Here is an 18443-nt window from a genome sequence, read left to right as displayed (position 1 = left end):
TATAATTTCGCTCACCGGACCACCGGAAGTGATGCACCCGACACAGGAGTCATCCTCTATGCGAACCTCTACCTCTCTCGTCAGCCTCGGCGCTGTTGCCGCCGCCCTGACCTTGGTGGCCGCTCCCGCCGTTTACGCGCAGGACGCCACTCAAACCACCGACGCCGCTCCTCTCACCACGGACGAGCGTATTTCTCGCCTGGAGCAGGAGTTGGATACACTTAAGCGCCAGCGTGAACTTGATCAGGAACTGACCACCGCGGCCGCCGCTAAGACGCCCACGGCCGTGCTAGACAAGAAGGGGCTTCTGTTCACCTCGGCCGATGGCAAATATGCGTTTGGCATCAACGCACAGGTCAATATTGACGCCCACTCGTGGGGCAATGACGGCGGCACGCTTCAGGACGAAGTCGTGGCCCGCCTGATCCGCCCGACCTTCTCGGGTAAGGCTGGCAATGCCTCATTCCGCATCACACCGGAATTCGGCGGCAGCTCCTCGGCCGCCGCGTCTATCGTCGACACCTATATCGACTACAAGTTCTCAGACGCCGTGCAATTGCGCGCCGGTAAGTTCAAGTCGCCGCTGGGTCTGGAACGCCTGCAATCCGATGCCGATGTCATCTGGACCGAACGCGGCCATTCGACCAACCTTGTGCCCAATCGCGACGTCGGGTACCAGGTATTTGGCACCTTCCTCGACAATACGCTGGAATATCAGGTCGGTCTGTTTGACGGCGCCACTGACAATGCGAACCTGAATAATGACATCGATAACCACAAGGATGTCGCGTACCGTGTCTTCGCCCAGCCATTCGCCAATTCAAGCGTCGTCTGGCTTCAGGGCCTCGGCATCGGCTATGCTGGCTCGGACGGCAAGCACATCGGCAACACGACAAACACACAATTGGCCAGCTATCGCACGCCCGGCCAGCAGACCTTCTTCCGCTACAATACGGGCGTCTATTCGGCCGGAAAGCAAACGCGCTCCAACCCGCAGGCCTGGTTCTATCTCAACAATTTCGGCCTGCTAGTCGACTACGTGACGAGCCAACAGGAAGTTCAACTCGGCACCGCCCACGCCAAGCTTGAGAATTCCGCGCTCGACGTATCGGGCTCCTGGGTCCTGACAGGCGAAAGCGTATCCTACAAGGGTGGCGTCAAGCCCGCCAACGAATTCAACTGGAAAAAGGGTACCTGGGGCGCCGTCGAACTGACCGCGCGCTATGGCTATACCGACATCGACAACGCGGCCTTTACCAGTGGCTTCGCCTCCCTGACCTCCTCGGCGTCTAAGGCGACCTCTACCGGCCTCGGTATCGGCTGGTACTGGAACGAGAACATCAAGCTGGTCGCCGATTGGGATCAGACCAAGTTCGATCGCGGCGCAGCCGGCACAGCCGACCGCCGTACCGAGAACTTCGCCTCCGGCCGCTTCCAGTTCCGCTACTGATCGCTTTTTTATTCCAGATACGGCACGCTGGCCGGACTTCGAGTTCGGCCAGATCCTGACAAGACCCTGACAAAAGGAACAGACACATGTCTTCCAACGATCTCACCAAAGGTTTTCAGCGCCGGCAACTGCTGAGCGGACTGGCCGGGGGCGCCGCCCTTCTAGCCACGGGCTTCAGCCTTCCGACGCTTGCCGCCGGAAAGACCCGCGAACTGCTCAATGTCTCATACGATCCGACCCGAGAGCTTTACGTCGCTTATAACCAAGCCTTCGCCAAGCATTGGAAGGCCACGACTGGCGAAGATATCGTCATCCGCCAAAGCCACGGTGGCTCGGGTGCCCAGGCCCGCTCCGTCATCGACGGCAGCCCGGCAGATGTCGTCACGCTTGCCCTTGCCGCCGATATTGACAGCATTTCATCCAAGGCCGGCCTGCTGCCCGCCAACTGGCAGACCCGCTTCCCCAAGAACTCGACACCCTACGCCTCGACCATCGTGTTTCTTGTCCGCAAGGGTAACCCGAAAAAAATCAAGGACTGGGACGACCTGATCCGCCTCGATGTCTCGGTTATCACGCCAAACCCCAAGACATCTGGTGGCGCCCGCTGGAACTACCTGGCCGCCTACGCCTATGCCAAGAAGCGCTGGGGGACCGACGCCCTGGCCAAGGAGTTCCTGGGCAACCTGTTCCGCCGTGTGCCCGTGCTTGACACCGGCGCGCGCGGTTCGACTGTCACCTTCGTTGAACGCGGCGTTGGCGACGTGCTGATCGCCTGGGAAAACGAGGCCTGGCTGGCCCAAAACCAGCTCGGCAAGGGCAAGTTCGAAATCGTCTATCCGTCGATTTCCATCCTGGCCGAACCGCCGGTCGCCGTCGTGGATAAGAACGCGAACAAGAAGGGCAACCTGGCCGCTGCCAAGGAATATCTGAACTATCTCTACAGCGACGAAGCCCAGGACATCATCGCCCAGAACTACTACCGCCCGTCTAACCCGGCCGTGCTGGCGAAATATGCCAGCCGCTTCCCAAGCATCCCTTTGGTCACGATCAATGACTTTGGCGGCTGGAAAAAGGTGCAGTCGGAACAGTTCGACTACGGTGGTGTGTTCGACCAGATCACCAAGAAGTAAGCCGTATGCGCCGCCGCCCGCGACCGGGCGGCGGCGATCATCGCATTTCCTCCCTTAATGGCCCGTCCGGCGGCGTGGTCGATATCGCGCGCCGGTCCTGGCAAGGACACCTCAATGCAAAGACGCTCATTTCTGACAACGGCCGTCGCCGGTGCGGCGCTGCTGGCCGCGGGAAAGACATCCGCCGTACTGGCCGCTGGCAAACCCCTCGAACTGCTCAACGTCTCCTATGATCCGACCCGCGAACTCTACGTCGAGTATAACGCCGCCTTCGCCAAATATTGGAAAGGCAAGACCGGGCAGGATGTGACGATACGTCAAAGCCACGGCGGGTCGGGTGCCCAGGCGCGTTCCGTCATCGAAGGCAGCCCCGCCGATGTCGTTACCCTGGCCCTGTCCGACGACATCGACCAGATTTCCGCCAAATCCGGCCTCTTGCCCGCCAACTGGCAAGGCCGCTTCCCGCGCAATTCCTCGCCCTATACCTCGACCATCGTCCTGCTGGTGCGTAAGGGTAATCCGAAGAATATCAACGACTGGGGTGACCTGGCGCGACCGGGCGTCGGCGTCATCACGCCAAACCCGAAGACGGGTGGTGGTGCGCGCTGGAACTATCTGGCTGCCTATGCCTGGGCGCTTAAGGCCTACGGCAATGACAAAACCAAAGCCCAGGACTTCGTCAAAAAGGTCTATGCTAATGTCAAGGTGCTCGACACCGGGGCGCGCGGTTCGACGACCACCTTCGTGGAGCGCGGCATCGGCGACGTGCTGATCGCCTGGGAAAACGAAGCCCTGTTGACCCAGGCCAAACTCGGCAAGGGCAAGTTCGAGATCGTCGTGCCGTCCCTGTCGATTCTAGCCGAACCTTCGGTCGCCGTTGTCGACAAGAACGCCCAGAAACATGGCACTCTGGCCGTGGCACGTGAGTATCTGAGCTACCTGTATAGTGCCGAAGGCCAGGCGATCGTTGGCAAGAACTTCTATCGCCCCGGCGATCCCGCCATAGCCGCGAAATATGCCGACCAGTTCCTGAAGATCAACCTGGTCACCATTCGTGATTTCGGTGGCTGGAAAAAAGTCCAGGCCGAACATTTCGCCTATGGCGGCGTATTCGATCAGATCACCAAAAGGTAACACACCGGCGACCGAAGGTCACGAGACCGCGATTTGCCAACCGGCGCCGCCTGCGCATAGATACAGAGGCGCCGGTACCGCTCTAACCCCCAAACAGAGGCGATACGATGACGGGACAACCCGACACCGCAGCGACTGAACCGGTCATACCCGACCACTTCCAGGCGCCCCACCCGGCGAAGGGCACGACCCGTGTGCTGCCCGGTTTCAAGATCACACTGGGCCTGACCCTTTTTTATCTGAGCGCCATTGTCATCATCCCCCTGATCGCGCTGGTCGCGCGGCCATGGGAACACGGCTGGCAGGGTTTTCAATTTGTCCTGACCGACACGCGCGTCCTCCATGCGCTGTATCTCAGCTTCATAACCGCCCTGGCCGCGGCCGTGGTCAACGCCTTTGCGGGCCTGGCCGTCGCCTGGGTTTTGACACGCTATAATTTTCCTGGCCGAAAGCTGCTGGACGCCCTGATCGACCTGCCGTTCGCTCTGCCGACCGCCGTCGCGGGGATTGCATTGTCCAGTCTTTACGCCTCCAATGGCTGGATCGGCTCGATCACAGAGCCTCTGGGCCTGAAAATCGCATACACGCCCATCGGTATTTTTCTGGCCCTGACCTTTATTGGCCTGCCATTCGTCGTGCGTAGCGTTCAGCCCGTACTGGCCGAATTCGAGGCGGAAGTTGAGGAAGCCGCCGAAACCCTCGGCGCCACGGACTTCCAGACCGCCTTCCGCGTCATTCTGCCCGCCCTGATGCCGTCGCTGGTCACCGGCTTTTCGCTGGCCCTGGCGCGCGGCGTCGGCGAATACGGCTCCGTTATCTTCATTGCCGGCAACATGCCCTACGTATCGGAAATTGCGCCCCTGCTGATCGTAATCAAGCTACAGGAATTCGACTATGCCGGCGCAGCCTCCGTTGGCGTTATCATGCTGGCCATGTCGCTCGCCATCCTTCTGGTGCTGAACCTTACCCAGCGCTTCTTTGCCAATGTCGGGAGCGCCAAATGACCGCCAGAGCCGCCAAAGCCCCGAAAACCGCCGCCGGGTTCGCCCTGCTCGCCTTTACGCTTTTGTGGATGGGCTTCATTATCCTTCTGCCGCTTGTCAACGTGCTGGTGACCGCCTTCTCGCAAGGCATCAAACCGTACCTGGCCGCCCTCGATACGCCGGACGCCCATGCCGCAATCTGGCTGACCCTGCTGGTTTCCGCCATAGCCGTTCCGCTCAATGCGGTCTTCGGTATCTGCGCCGCCTGGTGCATTACCCGCTTCGAATTCAAGGGCAAAAGCCTGCTTCTTTCCATCCTTGACCTGCCGTTTTCCATCTCGCCGGTTATTTCCGGCCTGGTGTGGATATTGCTGTTCGGGGCGCAGGGCTGGTTCGGCTTTCTGCTGCGCGATCACGACATAAAGATTGTGTTCGCCCTGCCCGGCCTGGTATTGGCAACCGTACTTGTCACCCTGCCCTTCATCGCCCGCGAACTGATCCCGCTTATGGAGGATCAGGGAACGGACGAAGAAGTCGCCGCCCGGACCCTCGGGGCACGCGGCTGGGACATCTTTTTCCGCGTCACTCTGCCCAATATCAAATGGGCGCTGCTTTACGGCGTACTCTTGTGTACCGCGCGGGCCATGGGTGAATTCGGCGCCGTGTCCGTCGTGTCCGGTCATATTCGCGGCCTTACTGATACGCTGCCGCTCTATATCGAAATCACCTACAATCAGTATGACACCATCGGCGCCTTTGCGGCGGCGTCCATTCTGGCGGGTCTCGCCATAGTCACGCTCGTCCTCAAAACCATTCTGGAATGGCGCTTTGCCGGCGAGCTTGCCGCCGCCCGTCGACACTAGGAAACAGTTTCATGTCGCTCATCATCAAGAACATCAACAAGACCTTCACCAACTTTCCCGCCCTGCGCGACGTCACGTTCGAAGCCAAATCAGGCGAATTCATCGCCTTGCTCGGCCCCTCGGGGTCTGGCAAGACGACCCTGCTTCGGCTCTTGGCCGGACTGGATACCCCGAATACGGGCGAGATCAGCTTCGAAGGCGAGAACTACCTTAAGCTCAATCCGCGCGACCGCCGCGTCGGCATGGTGTTCCAATCCTACGCCCTGTTCCGCCACATGACGGTGGCGCAAAACATCGCCTTCGGGCTCAATGTCCGCCCGGCAAAGGAACGGCCCTCCAAGTCGGAGATCAAGGCGACCGTCGAGCGCCTCCTCAAGCTCATCCAGCTTGAAGATCTCGGCAAGCGTTATCCCAGCCAACTGTCGGGCGGCCAGCGTCAGCGCGTCGCCCTGGCCCGCGCGCTTGCCATCAATCCCCGCCTGCTTCTGCTCGACGAACCGTTCGGCGCGCTGGATGCGCTGGTGCGCAAGGACCTGCGCCGCTGGCTTAAGCGCATCCACCACGAAACGGGCGTCACAACCATATTCGTGACGCATGATCAGGAAGAGGCTTTGGACCTGGCCGATCGCGTCGTCGTGCTGAAGGCCGGCAAGGTGGAGCAGATCGGAACGCCGCTCGACATCCACTCCAATCCGAAATCGGCCTTTGTCTTTGACTTCCTTGGCTCAGCCAACAAGGCACAGGGCTCCGTAAAGAGTGGCGTCGCTCAATTCGATGGCTTTTCCGCTCCAGTCATCGGCGCGGCCAACGATGGCGACTATGTCCTGCGCTTCCGTCCCTATGAAGCGCAATTGTCGCGCGGTGGTCCTGGGCTTCCCGTCACCGTCACCGCCGTCCTGCCTGCCGGCAGTACACTGCGGCTGGAACTGACCGGGGCCGATGGCGCACTGTTCGAGACCCAGCATCCGCATGGCAGCGAGGCGCAGGGCTTTGAGGTCGGCGACACCTTGCGCCTCAAACCGGAACGCGTTTACGCCTACGCCTGATTTTTTTGGCCAAGTCCCGGCCGGTATCTGCCCGCCGGGATTAATCCGTATGCTGTGTATTGGCGTATAAAAAACCTACATATTTTCGCAAGATAGCCAAACACGAATTTCAAAACATAAAATCAATCTTGTACTTTCAAGGACTTACAACCCGGCGTCAGTCATAAAACTGTCATAAAAACAAATCGACTCTTGCCTGCTCTCCTGTCAAAGAGGCGCCAATTCGTTTCCAGCGGCGCCAATAGTTCAGGAGAGCCCTCATGTTCGATGCGTCCGCCGAGTTCAGAAAGTCCGAGCCTGTGGTCACCCCACCTGAACCGCGCAAGTCACGCCTGTCGCCCTCTCTGTTATTTATCATCCCCATCCTGCTGGGTCTGCTCTATGTCGGTTTCTGCGTGCATGAAGACGCCCTGGCCATTGGCCAGCCGATTGCCGTCGGCGCCTTCCTGTTCCTGGGCCTGGCCCTGCTGATCGCTTTCGGCTTCGAATTCGTAAACGGGTTTCACGATACGGCCAATGCGGTGGCGACCGTGATATACACCCATTCCATGAAGCCGCTGACGGCGGTGATCTGGTCGGGCGTATTCAACTTCCTGGGCGTCCTGGCCTCCACCGGCGCGGTTGCTTATGGCATCGTGCTGCTGCTGCCCGTCGAGTTGATCCTTCAGGTCGGCACGGGCGCCGGTTACGCCATGATCTTCGCCCTGCTGATCTCCGCCATCATCTGGAACCTTGGCACCTGGATGCTGGGCATCCCCAATTCCTCGTCCCACGCCCTGATCGGCTCAATCATGGGGGTGGGTATCGCCAACCAGCTCATGACCTCGGCGGTCAACGCCACGTCCGGGATTGACTGGACCCAGGCGGCCAAGATCGGCAAGGCCTTGATCTTTTCGCCCCTTATCGGCTTTGTCGCCGCCGGCCTACTGTTGTTCGCCATGAAGCTTCTGATCCGCAATCCGAAACTGTATGAAGCGCCGGTTGGCGAAGCCCCGCCGCCCCTGTGGATTCGCGCCACGCTGATCGCCGCCTGCACGGGCGTGTCCTTCGCCCACGGTGGTAATGACGGCCAAAAAGGCATGGGCCTGATCATGATCATCCTGATCGGCGTCGCCCCCGCGACCTATGCGCTGAACCGCGCCCTGCCCGACGCGCATCAACCGGCCTATATCGCCACGCTTCAGGCCGGCGAAGCCGCCTTTGCGGCCCATGCCAACGGCGCCACGGTCCCGACCCTCGACATTGCCCGCAGCGCCGTAAACGCCGCCGTGCGCGCTCGAAAGATCGATACCCCGGACCTGTATGCCGCTCTGGCCATGATGACGAACCGCATCGAAACCGAGATCACGGCCCACGGCGCGATCCGCAACGTCCCGGCCGCCGACATGTCGCAGCTTCGCAATGACATGTATCTGGTCAATGGCGCGGTCGGCATCCTGAAATCGGCCAAGACCGGCGCCCCCGAAGCCGAAACCAAGGCTATCGACGGCCTGCAAAAGACGCTCAACGACATGACGCGCTATATTCCCGATTGGGTTAAGGTGGCCACCGCCCTGGCGCTTGGTCTCGGCACTATGGTTGGCTGGCGGCGGATTGTCGTCACGGTTGGCGAAAAGATCGGCAATTCTAAGATGACCTATGGCCAGGGCGCGGCCGCCGGCATCGTGGCGGCCGTTACTATCTTCGCCGCCGAACGTCTGGGCCTGCCCGTCTCCACCACCCACATCCTGTCCGGCGGCGTAGCGGGAACAATGACAGCCAACCGGTCAGGCCTGCAATGGAGTACGATCCGTGGCATCGCCATGGCCTGGGTACTGACCTTGCCCGCAACCATAGTTATCGCCGGCGCACTCTACTTCGTGCTGCGCCAGGTCCTTTAAAAACTCATAAAAAACATTAGCTAATGACAGTTTAAGGATAAGCCTTCACGTTTTGAAACCCTTAAGACTCTAACATCGGTTGTGGTCCAGCGTTTTCCGGACGGTCGTACCAGATGATAGGAGTCACTCCATGTCCCCTGCCCAGTCACTCGAAAAGACCATCAATGTTGCCCAGGCCCTGACGGCCCAGCTTCATGTTACCGAAGAAGCAATCGACACCGCGCTCAGCGAAGCGGCGCACCTGATCGAAGCCTATGTCGCGTCACGCCGCGCCATCCAGGTATCTACCGCGATCACCATCGACGTGCATGACCACACGCTGAAAGCCATGACGGCGCTGAACCAGGCGCAACATCATATGGCGGCCGCCCATTCTTCCCTTACCCGTGTCCAGAAACGGGTCGGACTGGCGCCCGATGCCATCATTCCGCCCTATGACAAGCCGGAGGACGACAAGACCAAACCCAAGCCGGCAGGGCGCTTGCTGCCCGCCGATTCCCTAGGCCTGGCCGCGCCCTAGCTTTTTCTTGCGGAGCTTCCCGTTCCCTGTATTAGTGTATGTCTGGGCGAAATCGCACGGATCTGGGGAACGGGACGATATGTTACAGTCGGTGGCTACTCAGGTCGGCGCGGCAGCCATTCTGATTGTATGCCTGTCCGCGCTGATTTTCGGCGCGTGGCGTGAAAAATACGCGTCCTTCTTCTATCTGTCAGCCTATGCCCTGACCCTGGGGTTTGGCCTGATTTCAGAACAGGACCGTCCGCTTTATCTGCTTCTGGTTGATCTGCTGTGCGTTCAGGGCTTTGTCGTTGTCGGCTGGAAATCCCCGCATCCCTGGCCGCGGTGGGCGCTGGCCGGACAAGTCATCTGCATGGCGGCGGCTCTGGCCCATTTGTCCGGCCTGGGTATTGGCATCAAGACCTTCTGGACCATCGAAACCATCGGAGGCTGGGCCGTGCTCCTGGCGCTTCTGGTCGGCACCATCGCCGCCGTCCAAGCCCGCCGCATCGCGGCTAGGGGATAGGTGCGGCAATCGATTAGACTTTCTGCCAGACGCACTTCCTTTCGCGCAGCAAAAAGGCCCGCCCCGTCGGGCGAGTCTTTTAATTTTGATGGCGGAGACGCAGGGATTCGAACCCTGGGTACCCTTTTGGGGGTACGCTCATTTAGCAAACGAGTGCCTTCAGCCTCTCGGCCACGTCTCCGTTATGGGTGAGTTAGCGTATTCATTTTTAAAAGGCAACGGTTTAGGCGAAAATTGCACAGGTTTTGACAGCAAGCCTGTGGCGACGCGTGGCCCGGCTCTTGCAACACCCCTTTCCAAAACAAGGAGAGGTGCCGAAATGAGCGAGCTAACCTACGACGTCCGCGCCCAGCGCCGGACCTGGACCGAAACCGCCCTGGGCGTTGTCCTGCTGCCCGTCGCCTTGGTTATCCTGGCGGGCATGGCGATCCGAGAATACCTGTAGGCTTAAAAATTCAGCAAAAACCGGCCGCCGTTAACGGTAGCCTAAGCGCAATCGCCTAGTTTGCCTCTCCAGGTTTAGAAAAAGCCACAAGGTCATGAACGCCCCCCTGTCCCGCTCCACGCTGACTGACGCCGTCTATGTCGACCCCAAGGCCGCGCGGCCCGAGGATCGGCGCGGTCCTTTCCGTCCGGAACGGCTTATTTCGGCACGGGAACGACGCAGCGGCGAGATGTTCGTTCGTCTGTTCCGCTCCATCGACCTGATCGCCCTTATCGCTTTCGCCCTATCGTCGGCCAAATCCGTCGCACCATACGGTTTCTCTATTGCCCCGCTTGGCAATATCTTTCCCTTCATCGCCGCAACCAGCGCACTTTACTGGATGCTCGAAGCCGGCGGGTTGTACCGATTCGGCCGCAGAGGCCGGGTCTGGAAGCAAATGCTGAAGCTGGTGTGCGTTTTCACCGCCGCCTACGTCATCGCTGCTTTTTTTGCGCAATTCTCAGTAAACGACTATGCCGTAGATACGGCCATACGCGTCTGGGCCATGGTGAGTCTGTGCTTCTTCGCGCTGCTACACCTGTTATGGTGGAGCCTCATCGATCGCTGGCGCCGTCAGGGCAAGCTTATTCCATCGATTGTGATTGTCGGCGCGACCCGGCATGCCGAAAAGCTGGTCGATGCGGCGATCGCTGAACGCCATGTCAACATCCTGGGCATATTCGACGACCGGTTGGCGCGCAACCCGTCGGCCATCGCCGGCGTGCCTGTGCTGGGCGACGTGCAATCCCTGCTCAGCCACAAGATCACGCCCTATGTCGATCAAATCGTCGTGGCGCTGGACACCTCCGCCAAGGCACGCGTCAAGGCCACGGTCGAAAAGTTGCGCAGCCTGCCCAATGAAGTCTCTCTGTTCATTGATGTCGATATGGACAGCCCCACCGCGCGCCAAGCCGCATGGTCGCGTGTTGCCGATATTCCCCTCGCCCGCGTCTCCGGCATCTCCGAAGATGAGCGCAGGGCCATGCTCAAGCGCGCTCAGGACCTGATCATCGGCACGCTGGCCCTGATCATCTTCGCGCCGCTGATGCTGGTGGTTGCCGCACTGATCAAACTGGACAGCCCCGGTCCCGTCTTCTTTCGGCAACGCCGCCACGGCTTCAACAACGAAGCCATCATGGTGTGGAAGTTCCGCTCCATGTACACGCATCTGACCGATCATACGGCTGCCCAGCAGGTGACCAAGGGCGATCCGCGCGTTACCCGCATCGGCCGGTTTATTCGCAAGACGAGCATCGACGAATTACCGCAACTCTTCAACGTCCTGGCCGGGGAAATGTCTCTGGTCGGTCCGCGTCCCCACGCCATCGGCATGAAAACCGGTCCCGATGAAAGCGCGCGCCTGGTCGCCGAATACGCCTGGCGGCACCGCATGAAGCCGGGCGTTACCGGCTGGGCCGCCATTAAGGGGTCACGCGGGCCGCTCGACAATGCCGATGACGTGCGCCGCCGTATCGCGCTCGACGTCGAATATATCGAACGCCATTCGCTGTGGTTCGACCTCTACATCATGGCCATGACCATTCCGTGCCTGGCTGGTGACGTGAAGACGGTCAGATGATGCCTGAAACCACACCGAGAAAGCGGGAATCGTAAACATGTTCGTTCGCGGCCTGCTCGGCTACCTGCCCGCCAATATCCTGCAAGGCCTGATCGGCTTTGCGACCCTCATGGTGTTCACGCGCGTGCTGACGCCCGACGAGTATGGCCAGTACGCCATGGCGTTCGGGATTTCCAGCCTGGCCCAGACCGTGTTCTTTACCTGGATCGAAGCCGCCATGGCGCGCTTCTATCCGTCGGAAGCCCGTACTGATATCACGGCCCCCCAACTCTATGGCACGGTCTATCGCCTGTTTGCCGCGGCGATGGCGGTCTTCGCCATTGTCTGCGCGCTAGGCCTCTGGCTGTGGCCGATGGAAGGCGCGTTGAAAATGGCCATGGGCCTGAGCCTCGGCTGCGTCGTCTTTCGCTCGCTGGTCAAACTGGTCCAGGAACAACGCCGATCCGAAGGGCGCGTCGGTGCCGCCTCGATCCTCGACATGGTTCAGACGGCGGGCGGCTTTGGACTTGGGGTGCTGTGCGCCGTGATGGGCCTGGGGGGCGCGTCCCCCATTGTCGGCGGCGGACTGATCGCCCTTATGTGCCTGCCCTTCATCGTCCGCGAAGACTGGGGCCGCGCCCTCAAAGGTACGTTCAGCGTCGAAAAAGCCAAACTGTACGCCCATTACGGCTTTCCGGTTTCGGCCAGCCTGATCCTGACCCTTGCGCTCTATACGGTCGACCGCTTTCTGATTGCCTATTTCCTAAATGATGCCGAGGCCGGCGCCTACCATGCCGGCTTTTCCCTGGCCTCGCGCATACTCGACGTCCTGTTCATCTGGTTCGGCGCCGCAGGTGGACCGGCCATGGTGAACGCCCTGGAACATGAAGGCGAAGCGGGCCTGCGCGCCAATGCCCGCCTTCAGATCCGCACCATGGCGTTTGTCCTGTTTCCAGCTGTCGGCGGCCTGATCATGGTGGCCCCGGCGCTGGGCACCCTCCTGATTGGCGAAGGCCTGCGCCAGCAAGCCTTGCTCGTTACGCCGCTGATCAGCCTGGGGGCCCTGTTTTCCGGCCTGAATACCTATTATTTCCTCCAAGCCTTCACCCTGTCGAAGCGGACCCGCCTGCTGGTGGTCGCCATGGCCATTCCTGCCGTAAGCAATATCGCCTTGAACATTCTGCTCATCCCCATGTTCGGCCTGATCGGGGCGGCGCTGGCGTCTTGCCTCAGCTTTGGCCTTGGCATGATCGGCGCCTGGCTGCTCGGCCTCGACACCCTTCCCCTGCCTGTTCCTGCCGCTGACCTGGCCAAGACGGCCGGCTGCGTCGCCGTGATGATGGCGGTTGTCGCCCTGATCCCGCATTTCGACATAGCCGTCGTTGAACTGATCCTGAAGGGAACAACCGGCATATTGGTCTATGGCATCCTCGCCTGGTGGCTTGACCTCAACGATATCCGCGAACCCGCGCAAAAGGTTTTCACGCGCCTACGCCAACGGGTGGCCGCATGAGCCTGCCGTCTCCGTTCAGAAACGCCGCCTTCTCCGCCGTAACGCCCCGCCTGTCGGTACTGATCCCGTTTTATCGGGAATCACCGCTCGACCTGCTGCGCGCCTTACAGAGCCGCGATCCGTCCGCCCTGGAAATCATTCTGATCGACGATGGCTCAGCCATGCCGGACCTGACCAATTCCGTCAGCGCCTTTATCGCCCAAAGCCCGCTGGCTTGCGAACTGATCACGCTAAAGGTCAATGAAGGCCGCGCGTGCGGGCGTAACCGCCTGACCACGGCGGCGCGGGGCGACTATTACCTGTTTCTCGATTCCGACATGCTGCCGGACGACACGGCCTTCCTCGACCGCTGGCTGGCGCAGGCCGACGGCCACACTACCGTCGTCTTCGGGGGCTTTTCCCTTCGTCAGGCCCCAGACACGCCCGCCTTCGCCATCCATAAGCTAATGGCTGGCCACAGCGACTGCCTGTCGGCCGCCGAGCGCGCCGAACAGCCGGAAAAGTACGTCTTCACATCAAACCTTCTGGTCCGTCGCGACGTGTTCGCTGCCGAAGCGTTCGACGGCACCTTCACCGGCTGGGGGTGGGAAGATACCGAGTGGGGCATGCGTGTGGCCGCCCGATACGGTGTCGGTCATATCGACAATACCGCGACGCACATGGGGCTGGATACGCCGGAAACCCTGGCGCGCAAATACGAACAATCCGTAGCGAACTTCGCCCGTGTCATCGCCCGCCATCCGCACGTGATATCTCAATATCCAAGCTACAAAATCGCGAAACTATTGAAGAAAATTCCCGGACTTAATGTGTTGCGTCCGTTGATCAAGGCCGTCGGCCTGTCGTCGCTGGCGCCTTTGAAACTGCGCGCCTTTTCCCTGCGCTTATACCGCGCTGCCCTCTACGCCCAGGTGGTCTGAATGGATACGCCCTACACCGCCGATCGCTCCCTCTACGGCAAACTGCGCCGACGCCTGGCGCGGGTCGTCCATGCGCGGCCGGCGCAACTCAATCTGACGCGCCCTTTGCTGACCGTGTCGTTCGACGACGCCCCATCGTCTGCGGCCGACGCCGGCGCGGCCATATTGGAACGTCACGGCGCACGCGGCACATGGTTCATTTCCGCTGGACTGATGGGTCAGCACAGCCATCTCGGCACCTTTGCGATCGCGGATGAGATTCGCGCACTCGCCGCCGCCGGTCACGAAATCGCCTGCCACACCCATGACCATATCGATTGTGGCAAGGGCACCGGGGAACAGATCGCCGGCAACCTGGATCTGAATGCGGCCGCCTTCCAACGCGAAGCGTTCCCGGAAGCTGCAACCTTCGCCTACCCTTACGGCGACGTGTCCCCGCAGGCCAAGGCCATTTTAAGGGAGCGTTTCACCGCCGCGCGCGCGCTGCACCACGGCCTGATCATTACCGGTACCGACCTCAATCAGGCACCCGCCGTCGGCATCGAAGGCGCGGATGGCGAAGATGTGGCGCAAACATGGCTAAGGCGGGCAGTAGACCAAACTGCCTGGCTGGTCCTGTACACCCACGATGTCCGCGAAACGCCATCCAGCTGGGGCTGCACACCCGCTGTTCTCGACCGGCTGGTTACCGAAGCGGTTCAGATGGGTTTTGAGATTGTCACCTTTGCCGAAGGGGCTCGCCGCGCGACACCGGCAGTGGTTAAGCGCGCAGCGTAAAAGCCTTGTTGTCTTCGTCACGCGGCAACGACACCTTAACCGCGACAATGACGAACAAGCACCAGCGCAAATCATTCCAGCTAAGCGCCATGCTCTCGGTCAGGCTGGACAGCCCGTAGATCCCGAGTAATGGTAAGGCAAAATAGCCGCCTGTCCCGCGAAGCATGCGATAAAAGCCTTTCAGCCAAACATCGGCGAAAACCAGCGCCCAGTTGACCAGCCCGACGAGGCCAAGAGCCAGCCATACCTCGTACCAGCATGAATGGGCATGAAACGCGCGAAAACCGGCTACGTGCGTAATTTTTGCCAGCGGCGCGTAATCGCTTTCGTCGCTCCAAACCACACCATAGCCATAACCCAATAGCGGTCTGTCGCCCATTACGCGGGTAATGCCGTCCCAGATAAACGTGCGACCGGTCAGGGTGGCATCCTTGCCAAGCAATAGATACAGCTTATCCGGCGCGTATAGGATCAGCGCGCCCAAGCCCAAAAGCACCGTCAGGGCCAGCCAGCTCAGCAATATGCCAAGGATAGGCCCTTTCCGCGCGAGATAGATAAAGCCAATCCCGCCCATGCCGAGTACCAGGCAAACCAACGATGTCTTGGAGGTGGACAGCAAGGTCAGGAGAATCATGCCCGCCGTCGTCGCCCACCAGAACGTCCGCCTTTGCGGATTGTGCAGGGCCGCTGCCGCTGCCGCGACGGCACCGATGGACATAAACGAGCCAAGATTATTCTTTTCCGCCCACAGGCCACGCCAGGCGCCGGGAAACAAATCCTGCATGATGCCGAGGCGCGGTAGAAGCAGGGCGAAGACATAGGACCCAATCATCATGATGACAAAGGCCGCGCCAATCACCTCAAGCAATCGCGCCCATTGGAAACGTACCGCCAAAGCGTAGCCGCCGAGCATGGTCATGAACAGGGCGATAAAGCGCCGCAACGTGCCGCTGGGATCGATGGACCACAGGTATGAAGCGGCACATAGCCCACAGAGGCATAACAGCAGCGGCGTACGCCAAACGGCGCTCAAAAGGCCGCGCCAACAGACGACCGCCACCGTCAAGGCCATAAGATAAAAGGGATAATAGAAATTTCTAATCAGCCCCCCCACGGCAGGCGATGGATCACCGTAGCCGAACAAGGGGCACAGCCAGGCCTGGGAAAAGGCGAATAACAGCGCCACGCCCATGATGAGCGACAGCCAGTCATCACGCCAGTCATCAATCAGGCTTGGCCAGAAGTTGCGCAATTCGGCCGTCAGGCCGCCGGTGCTCACCGCACCCTCACAAGGCCGCGAACCGCCCCAGCGGCCGCCGCGTCCCCCCCGTTACGCGGCGGGCGCGATTATACACCATGCCAAGCAGCGTGCCGCCGGCCTGCTCGATGTCGGCTTTGAGGGTAACGCGGGCCTGTACGTCGCCCTCGCCTTCGCTGACCACAAGGATCACGCCATCCATCTGGGGCGCCAGTTGCAACGCCGCAGTCGAACGGTCGAGTGCGGGGGCATCCACGACAATCGTCTGGGCATGCTGGCGCAACGCCTTCCAGTAGGTCGTCTGCTCGAACAGCTTTACGCGTTGCCCCGGGGCCATATTGTTTTGACGAAAACGCGTGACCCAAAGGCGTTTACCGAGAAATGCGCGCGCCACCAGATATTGTGAGTCATGAATCGGTGCGCCACGATCATCGCGCCCTGGCGGCGATAAGGCGAAAAAGGCGGACCCGTCAGGCGATGCCTGGCTAAGCGGTCCCGGCTGACCAAACCGTTCAGGGTCTTCGGTCAAGGCTTGCATCTGACCTTGTGCCGCAAGGTCGGCATCGACCAACCACACAGGCTTCTTGGTAAAAGCCGCCTCGCAGCGGGCATATTCGCGCGCCACTGTCGACACGCCTTCGCCGCCATAGGCCGACACAAACATCAACGCACGCCCCCGCGCGGATTGCGGGCGGCCGAGCGCCGACATCACATCGGCCATTTCGCGTGTCAGATCAACCATATAAGCCACTATAAGCCTCACGGTGACCCTTGCACCGAATCGGTAGGTGAAGTGTCGCAAAGCCATCGTCTGCCCGCAACACGATTGTTGCTGCGCGTCAGGCGGCCTTTCGTGTTGCCTGGGCCAGGATTGGCAAATCCAGGGTCCGGGCCGCCATCTCGGCGTTGACGAAGCCTTTGCGCGTGTAGACGCGCAATAGCCCCGCACATAGGGCGGTGAAGCCGGCGAACAGGAAGGAGAGAATGAGGATAATACGCTTCAGGCTTTTAGGTTTGTCCGGCATCGACGCCTTTTCCACCACGCGGACCGTATCATCCGCACCCTTGGTCATCTGCTGGGCGGCTTCATTTTCCTGAATGCGCTGAGTGAAAATCTTGATGTTGTCCTGCAGGGCGTTGCGTTCAGTCGAGAGCGTATTGTACTGCGCCTCCAACCCTGTCAGGGCTTGTAGTTTACCCATGACTTGCCCAGCCTGTTGCTGAAGCAGATTCAGGCGGCCCGTTACCGAAGCGATATCCGCCTCCAGATCCATTTTCTGGGTCAGCAACCCCTGATAGACGGTGTTGACGCCCATCTTATGCGTAGATTCGCTGACACCGCGTCCGGAATTCATCAACGCCTGGAGTGATGCGATCTGGGCCTCGATGTCCTTGACCGGCTGCGCACCCGGCAGATAACGCGACAGAAGGTCCTGACGCTGCTGCTGAAGGGCGAAGATCTTGTTGGGAACCGACAGGTCCAGATCGCGCTCGATGCTCATTTCCGGACTCATGCTGCGCAGATTGCTGTTTACCTCAGCCAGCTTGGCGCGATCTGTCGCCAGTTGCGTCTGAGCGGCATACATATCCGTGGTGACCTGATCGTATATCTTTGCGTAGGTCGTCTTTGCCGTTTCATAGTCACCAACGCCGTTGCGCGCCAGAAAGGCTTGATAACCGGCGTCTGCCTCGGCAAGGCGGCGGTCGAATGCCTCCTTCTGCTTATTCAGCAACGGGCCTGTCGCATCGGTATATACCTGCTGGCGGTAGACCTGGTATTCATCAATCAAGGTGTTGAGGATCAGTGACGCCGACTGGGCATTCTCATGCTTGAAGGTCAGGCGCACGACATTATTGGCTGGCGAGGTCGCGGTCTGAAACCCGCCCTGGATCACCTTAAGCGACGCCTGATCGGCATCGGCGCGTTGACCGTCCGTCGCCGGATGCCAAAGGCTTGGGCTGGATGGCAAAATGACCTTGTAGCCAAGCCTGGCGATCACCCGGCGCTTCAGTTCGGTGGAGTTGAGGATTTCGACTTCCGATTGGACAACCTGATCGATGGTAGCCGTAGCGCCGCGCGCCGCGTCGCCAGCTATTGGCTCATAAACATAGTTCTTGCCCAGTTGCATCAACAGACTGGCGCCGGCAGTGTAGCTTGATGGCATGGACAAAGCCGCGGCCAGGCCAATGCCGAATATGACGCCAAAAACGATGAGCATCAGCCACAGTTCGCGGAACAGCAGGGCAATCATGTCGCCCAATCCGACCTGCATAATGCCGCCCGTCCCCATCTTGCCCGTATTTACGGCCATACCTGCCCTTTGCTGACCTTTGCGGGCAACGTCCGGACGGCGCAACCGCACCACCTTGTCGTCCTCGTCATCCCACACGTCATCAATGTGCATTGAGTCTCTCGTTCCGT

General features: G+C 60.2%; 17 protein-coding genes and 1 tRNA gene. 14 read left to right on the top strand and 4 right to left on the bottom strand.

Going from position 1 to position 18443, the window contains the following annotated elements; translation table 11 throughout:
* The first annotated feature begins 58 nt into the window (after positions 1 to 58).
* The 9 genes from RCJ00_RS18365 to RCJ00_RS18325 all read left to right on the top strand — a co-directional run bounded on the left by RCJ00_RS18365 (position 59) and on the right by RCJ00_RS18325 (position 9511).
* The gene (locus RCJ00_RS18365) at positions 59 to 1450 is read left to right on the top strand and encodes an OprO/OprP family phosphate-selective porin (protein WP_316223764.1); all 1392 of its coding nucleotides are present in this window, start codon (positions 59 to 61) and stop codon (positions 1448 to 1450) included.
* 86 nt (positions 1451 to 1536) lie between these two features.
* Entirely contained in the window at positions 1537 to 2580 is a 1044-nt protein-coding gene (locus RCJ00_RS18360; RefSeq protein ID WP_316223763.1) for a sulfate ABC transporter substrate-binding protein, read from the top strand.
* A 114-nt stretch (positions 2581 to 2694) separates the two neighbouring features.
* Positions 2695 to 3714, top strand: coding sequence for a sulfate ABC transporter substrate-binding protein (locus tag RCJ00_RS18355; protein WP_316223762.1), 1020 nt, complete (start codon positions 2695 to 2697; stop codon positions 3712 to 3714).
* A gap of 107 nt (positions 3715 to 3821) precedes the next feature.
* On the top strand, positions 3822 to 4718 hold the full coding sequence (cysT, locus tag RCJ00_RS18350; RefSeq protein WP_316223761.1) for a sulfate ABC transporter permease subunit CysT: 897 nt from the start codon (positions 3822 to 3824) through the stop codon (positions 4716 to 4718).
* Positions 4715 to 5560, top strand: coding sequence for a sulfate ABC transporter permease subunit CysW (cysW, locus tag RCJ00_RS18345; protein WP_316223760.1), 846 nt, complete (start codon positions 4715 to 4717; stop codon positions 5558 to 5560). The genes cysT and cysW overlap by 4 nt, the downstream gene beginning before the upstream one ends.
* An 11-nt stretch (positions 5561 to 5571) precedes the next feature.
* Entirely contained in the window at positions 5572 to 6606 is a 1035-nt protein-coding gene (locus RCJ00_RS18340) for a sulfate/molybdate ABC transporter ATP-binding protein (protein ID WP_316223759.1), read from the top strand.
* A 260-nt stretch (positions 6607 to 6866) separates the two neighbouring features.
* Complete coding sequence (locus tag RCJ00_RS18335; RefSeq protein ID WP_316223757.1) at positions 6867 to 8486, top strand: inorganic phosphate transporter; 1620 nt, start codon at positions 6867 to 6869, stop codon at positions 8484 to 8486.
* Positions 8487 to 8616: 130 nt separating this feature from the next.
* On the top strand, positions 8617 to 9006 hold the full coding sequence (locus tag RCJ00_RS18330; RefSeq protein ID WP_316223756.1) for a hypothetical protein: 390 nt from the start codon (positions 8617 to 8619) through the stop codon (positions 9004 to 9006).
* 79 nt (positions 9007 to 9085) lie between these two features.
* A complete protein-coding gene (locus RCJ00_RS18325; protein ID WP_316223755.1) occupies positions 9086 to 9511 on the top strand; it encodes a hypothetical protein in 426 nt (141 codons plus the stop codon).
* Between the two features lie 89 nt (positions 9512 to 9600).
* Here the strand turns inward: RCJ00_RS18325 and RCJ00_RS18320 are convergent.
* Positions 9601 to 9692, bottom strand: a tRNA-Ser gene (locus RCJ00_RS18320).
* Between the two features lie 138 nt (positions 9693 to 9830).
* Between RCJ00_RS18320 and RCJ00_RS18315 the strand changes: the two genes are divergently transcribed.
* The 5 genes from RCJ00_RS18315 to RCJ00_RS18295 all read left to right on the top strand — a co-directional run bounded on the left by RCJ00_RS18315 (position 9831) and on the right by RCJ00_RS18295 (position 14763).
* Entirely contained in the window at positions 9831 to 9956 is a 126-nt protein-coding gene (locus RCJ00_RS18315) for a hypothetical protein (protein ID WP_316223754.1), read from the top strand.
* Positions 9957 to 10050: 94 nt separating this feature from the next.
* A complete protein-coding gene (locus RCJ00_RS18310; protein ID WP_316223753.1) occupies positions 10051 to 11574 on the top strand; it encodes an undecaprenyl-phosphate glucose phosphotransferase in 1524 nt (507 codons plus the stop codon).
* Positions 11575 to 11611: 37 nt separating this feature from the next.
* A complete protein-coding gene (locus tag RCJ00_RS18305; protein WP_316223752.1) occupies positions 11612 to 13066 on the top strand; it encodes a lipopolysaccharide biosynthesis protein in 1455 nt (484 codons plus the stop codon).
* On the top strand, positions 13063 to 13986 hold the full coding sequence (locus tag RCJ00_RS18300; protein WP_316223751.1) for a glycosyltransferase family 2 protein: 924 nt from the start codon (positions 13063 to 13065) through the stop codon (positions 13984 to 13986). Before RCJ00_RS18305 ends, RCJ00_RS18300 begins: the two co-directional genes overlap by 4 nt.
* Positions 13987 to 14763, top strand: a complete 777-nt coding sequence (locus tag RCJ00_RS18295) for a polysaccharide deacetylase family protein (RefSeq protein WP_316223750.1) — start codon at positions 13987 to 13989, stop codon at positions 14761 to 14763.
* On the opposite strand, the gene RCJ00_RS18290 is transcribed toward RCJ00_RS18295, so the two are convergent.
* The 3 genes from RCJ00_RS18290 to RCJ00_RS18280 all read right to left on the bottom strand — a co-directional run bounded on the left by RCJ00_RS18290 (position 14747) and on the right by RCJ00_RS18280 (position 18426).
* Positions 14747 to 16042 carry an O-antigen ligase family protein gene (locus RCJ00_RS18290; RefSeq protein ID WP_316223748.1) on the bottom strand — a complete coding sequence of 432 codons (1296 nt, stop codon included), beginning with the start codon at positions 16040 to 16042 and terminating at the stop codon, positions 14747 to 14749. The genes RCJ00_RS18295 and RCJ00_RS18290 overlap by 17 nt on opposite strands.
* 7 nt (positions 16043 to 16049) lie before the next feature.
* Positions 16050 to 16763: a P-loop NTPase family protein gene (locus RCJ00_RS18285; RefSeq protein ID WP_316223746.1), complete on the bottom strand. Its 714-nt coding sequence runs from the start codon at positions 16761 to 16763 to the stop codon at positions 16050 to 16052.
* 97 nt (positions 16764 to 16860) lie between these two features.
* Entirely contained in the window at positions 16861 to 18426 is a 1566-nt protein-coding gene (locus tag RCJ00_RS18280) for a GumC family protein (protein WP_316223744.1), read from the bottom strand.
* Positions 18427 to 18443: the final 17 nt, after the last annotated feature.

This window comes from Asticcacaulis aquihabitans, assembly GCF_032490435.1.
In the GTDB taxonomy this organism is placed as follows: Bacteria; Pseudomonadota; Alphaproteobacteria; order Caulobacterales; family Caulobacteraceae; genus Asticcacaulis.
Note: the sequence above shows the minus strand (reverse complement) of the source record. Positions and strands in the feature narration are given on the sequence as shown.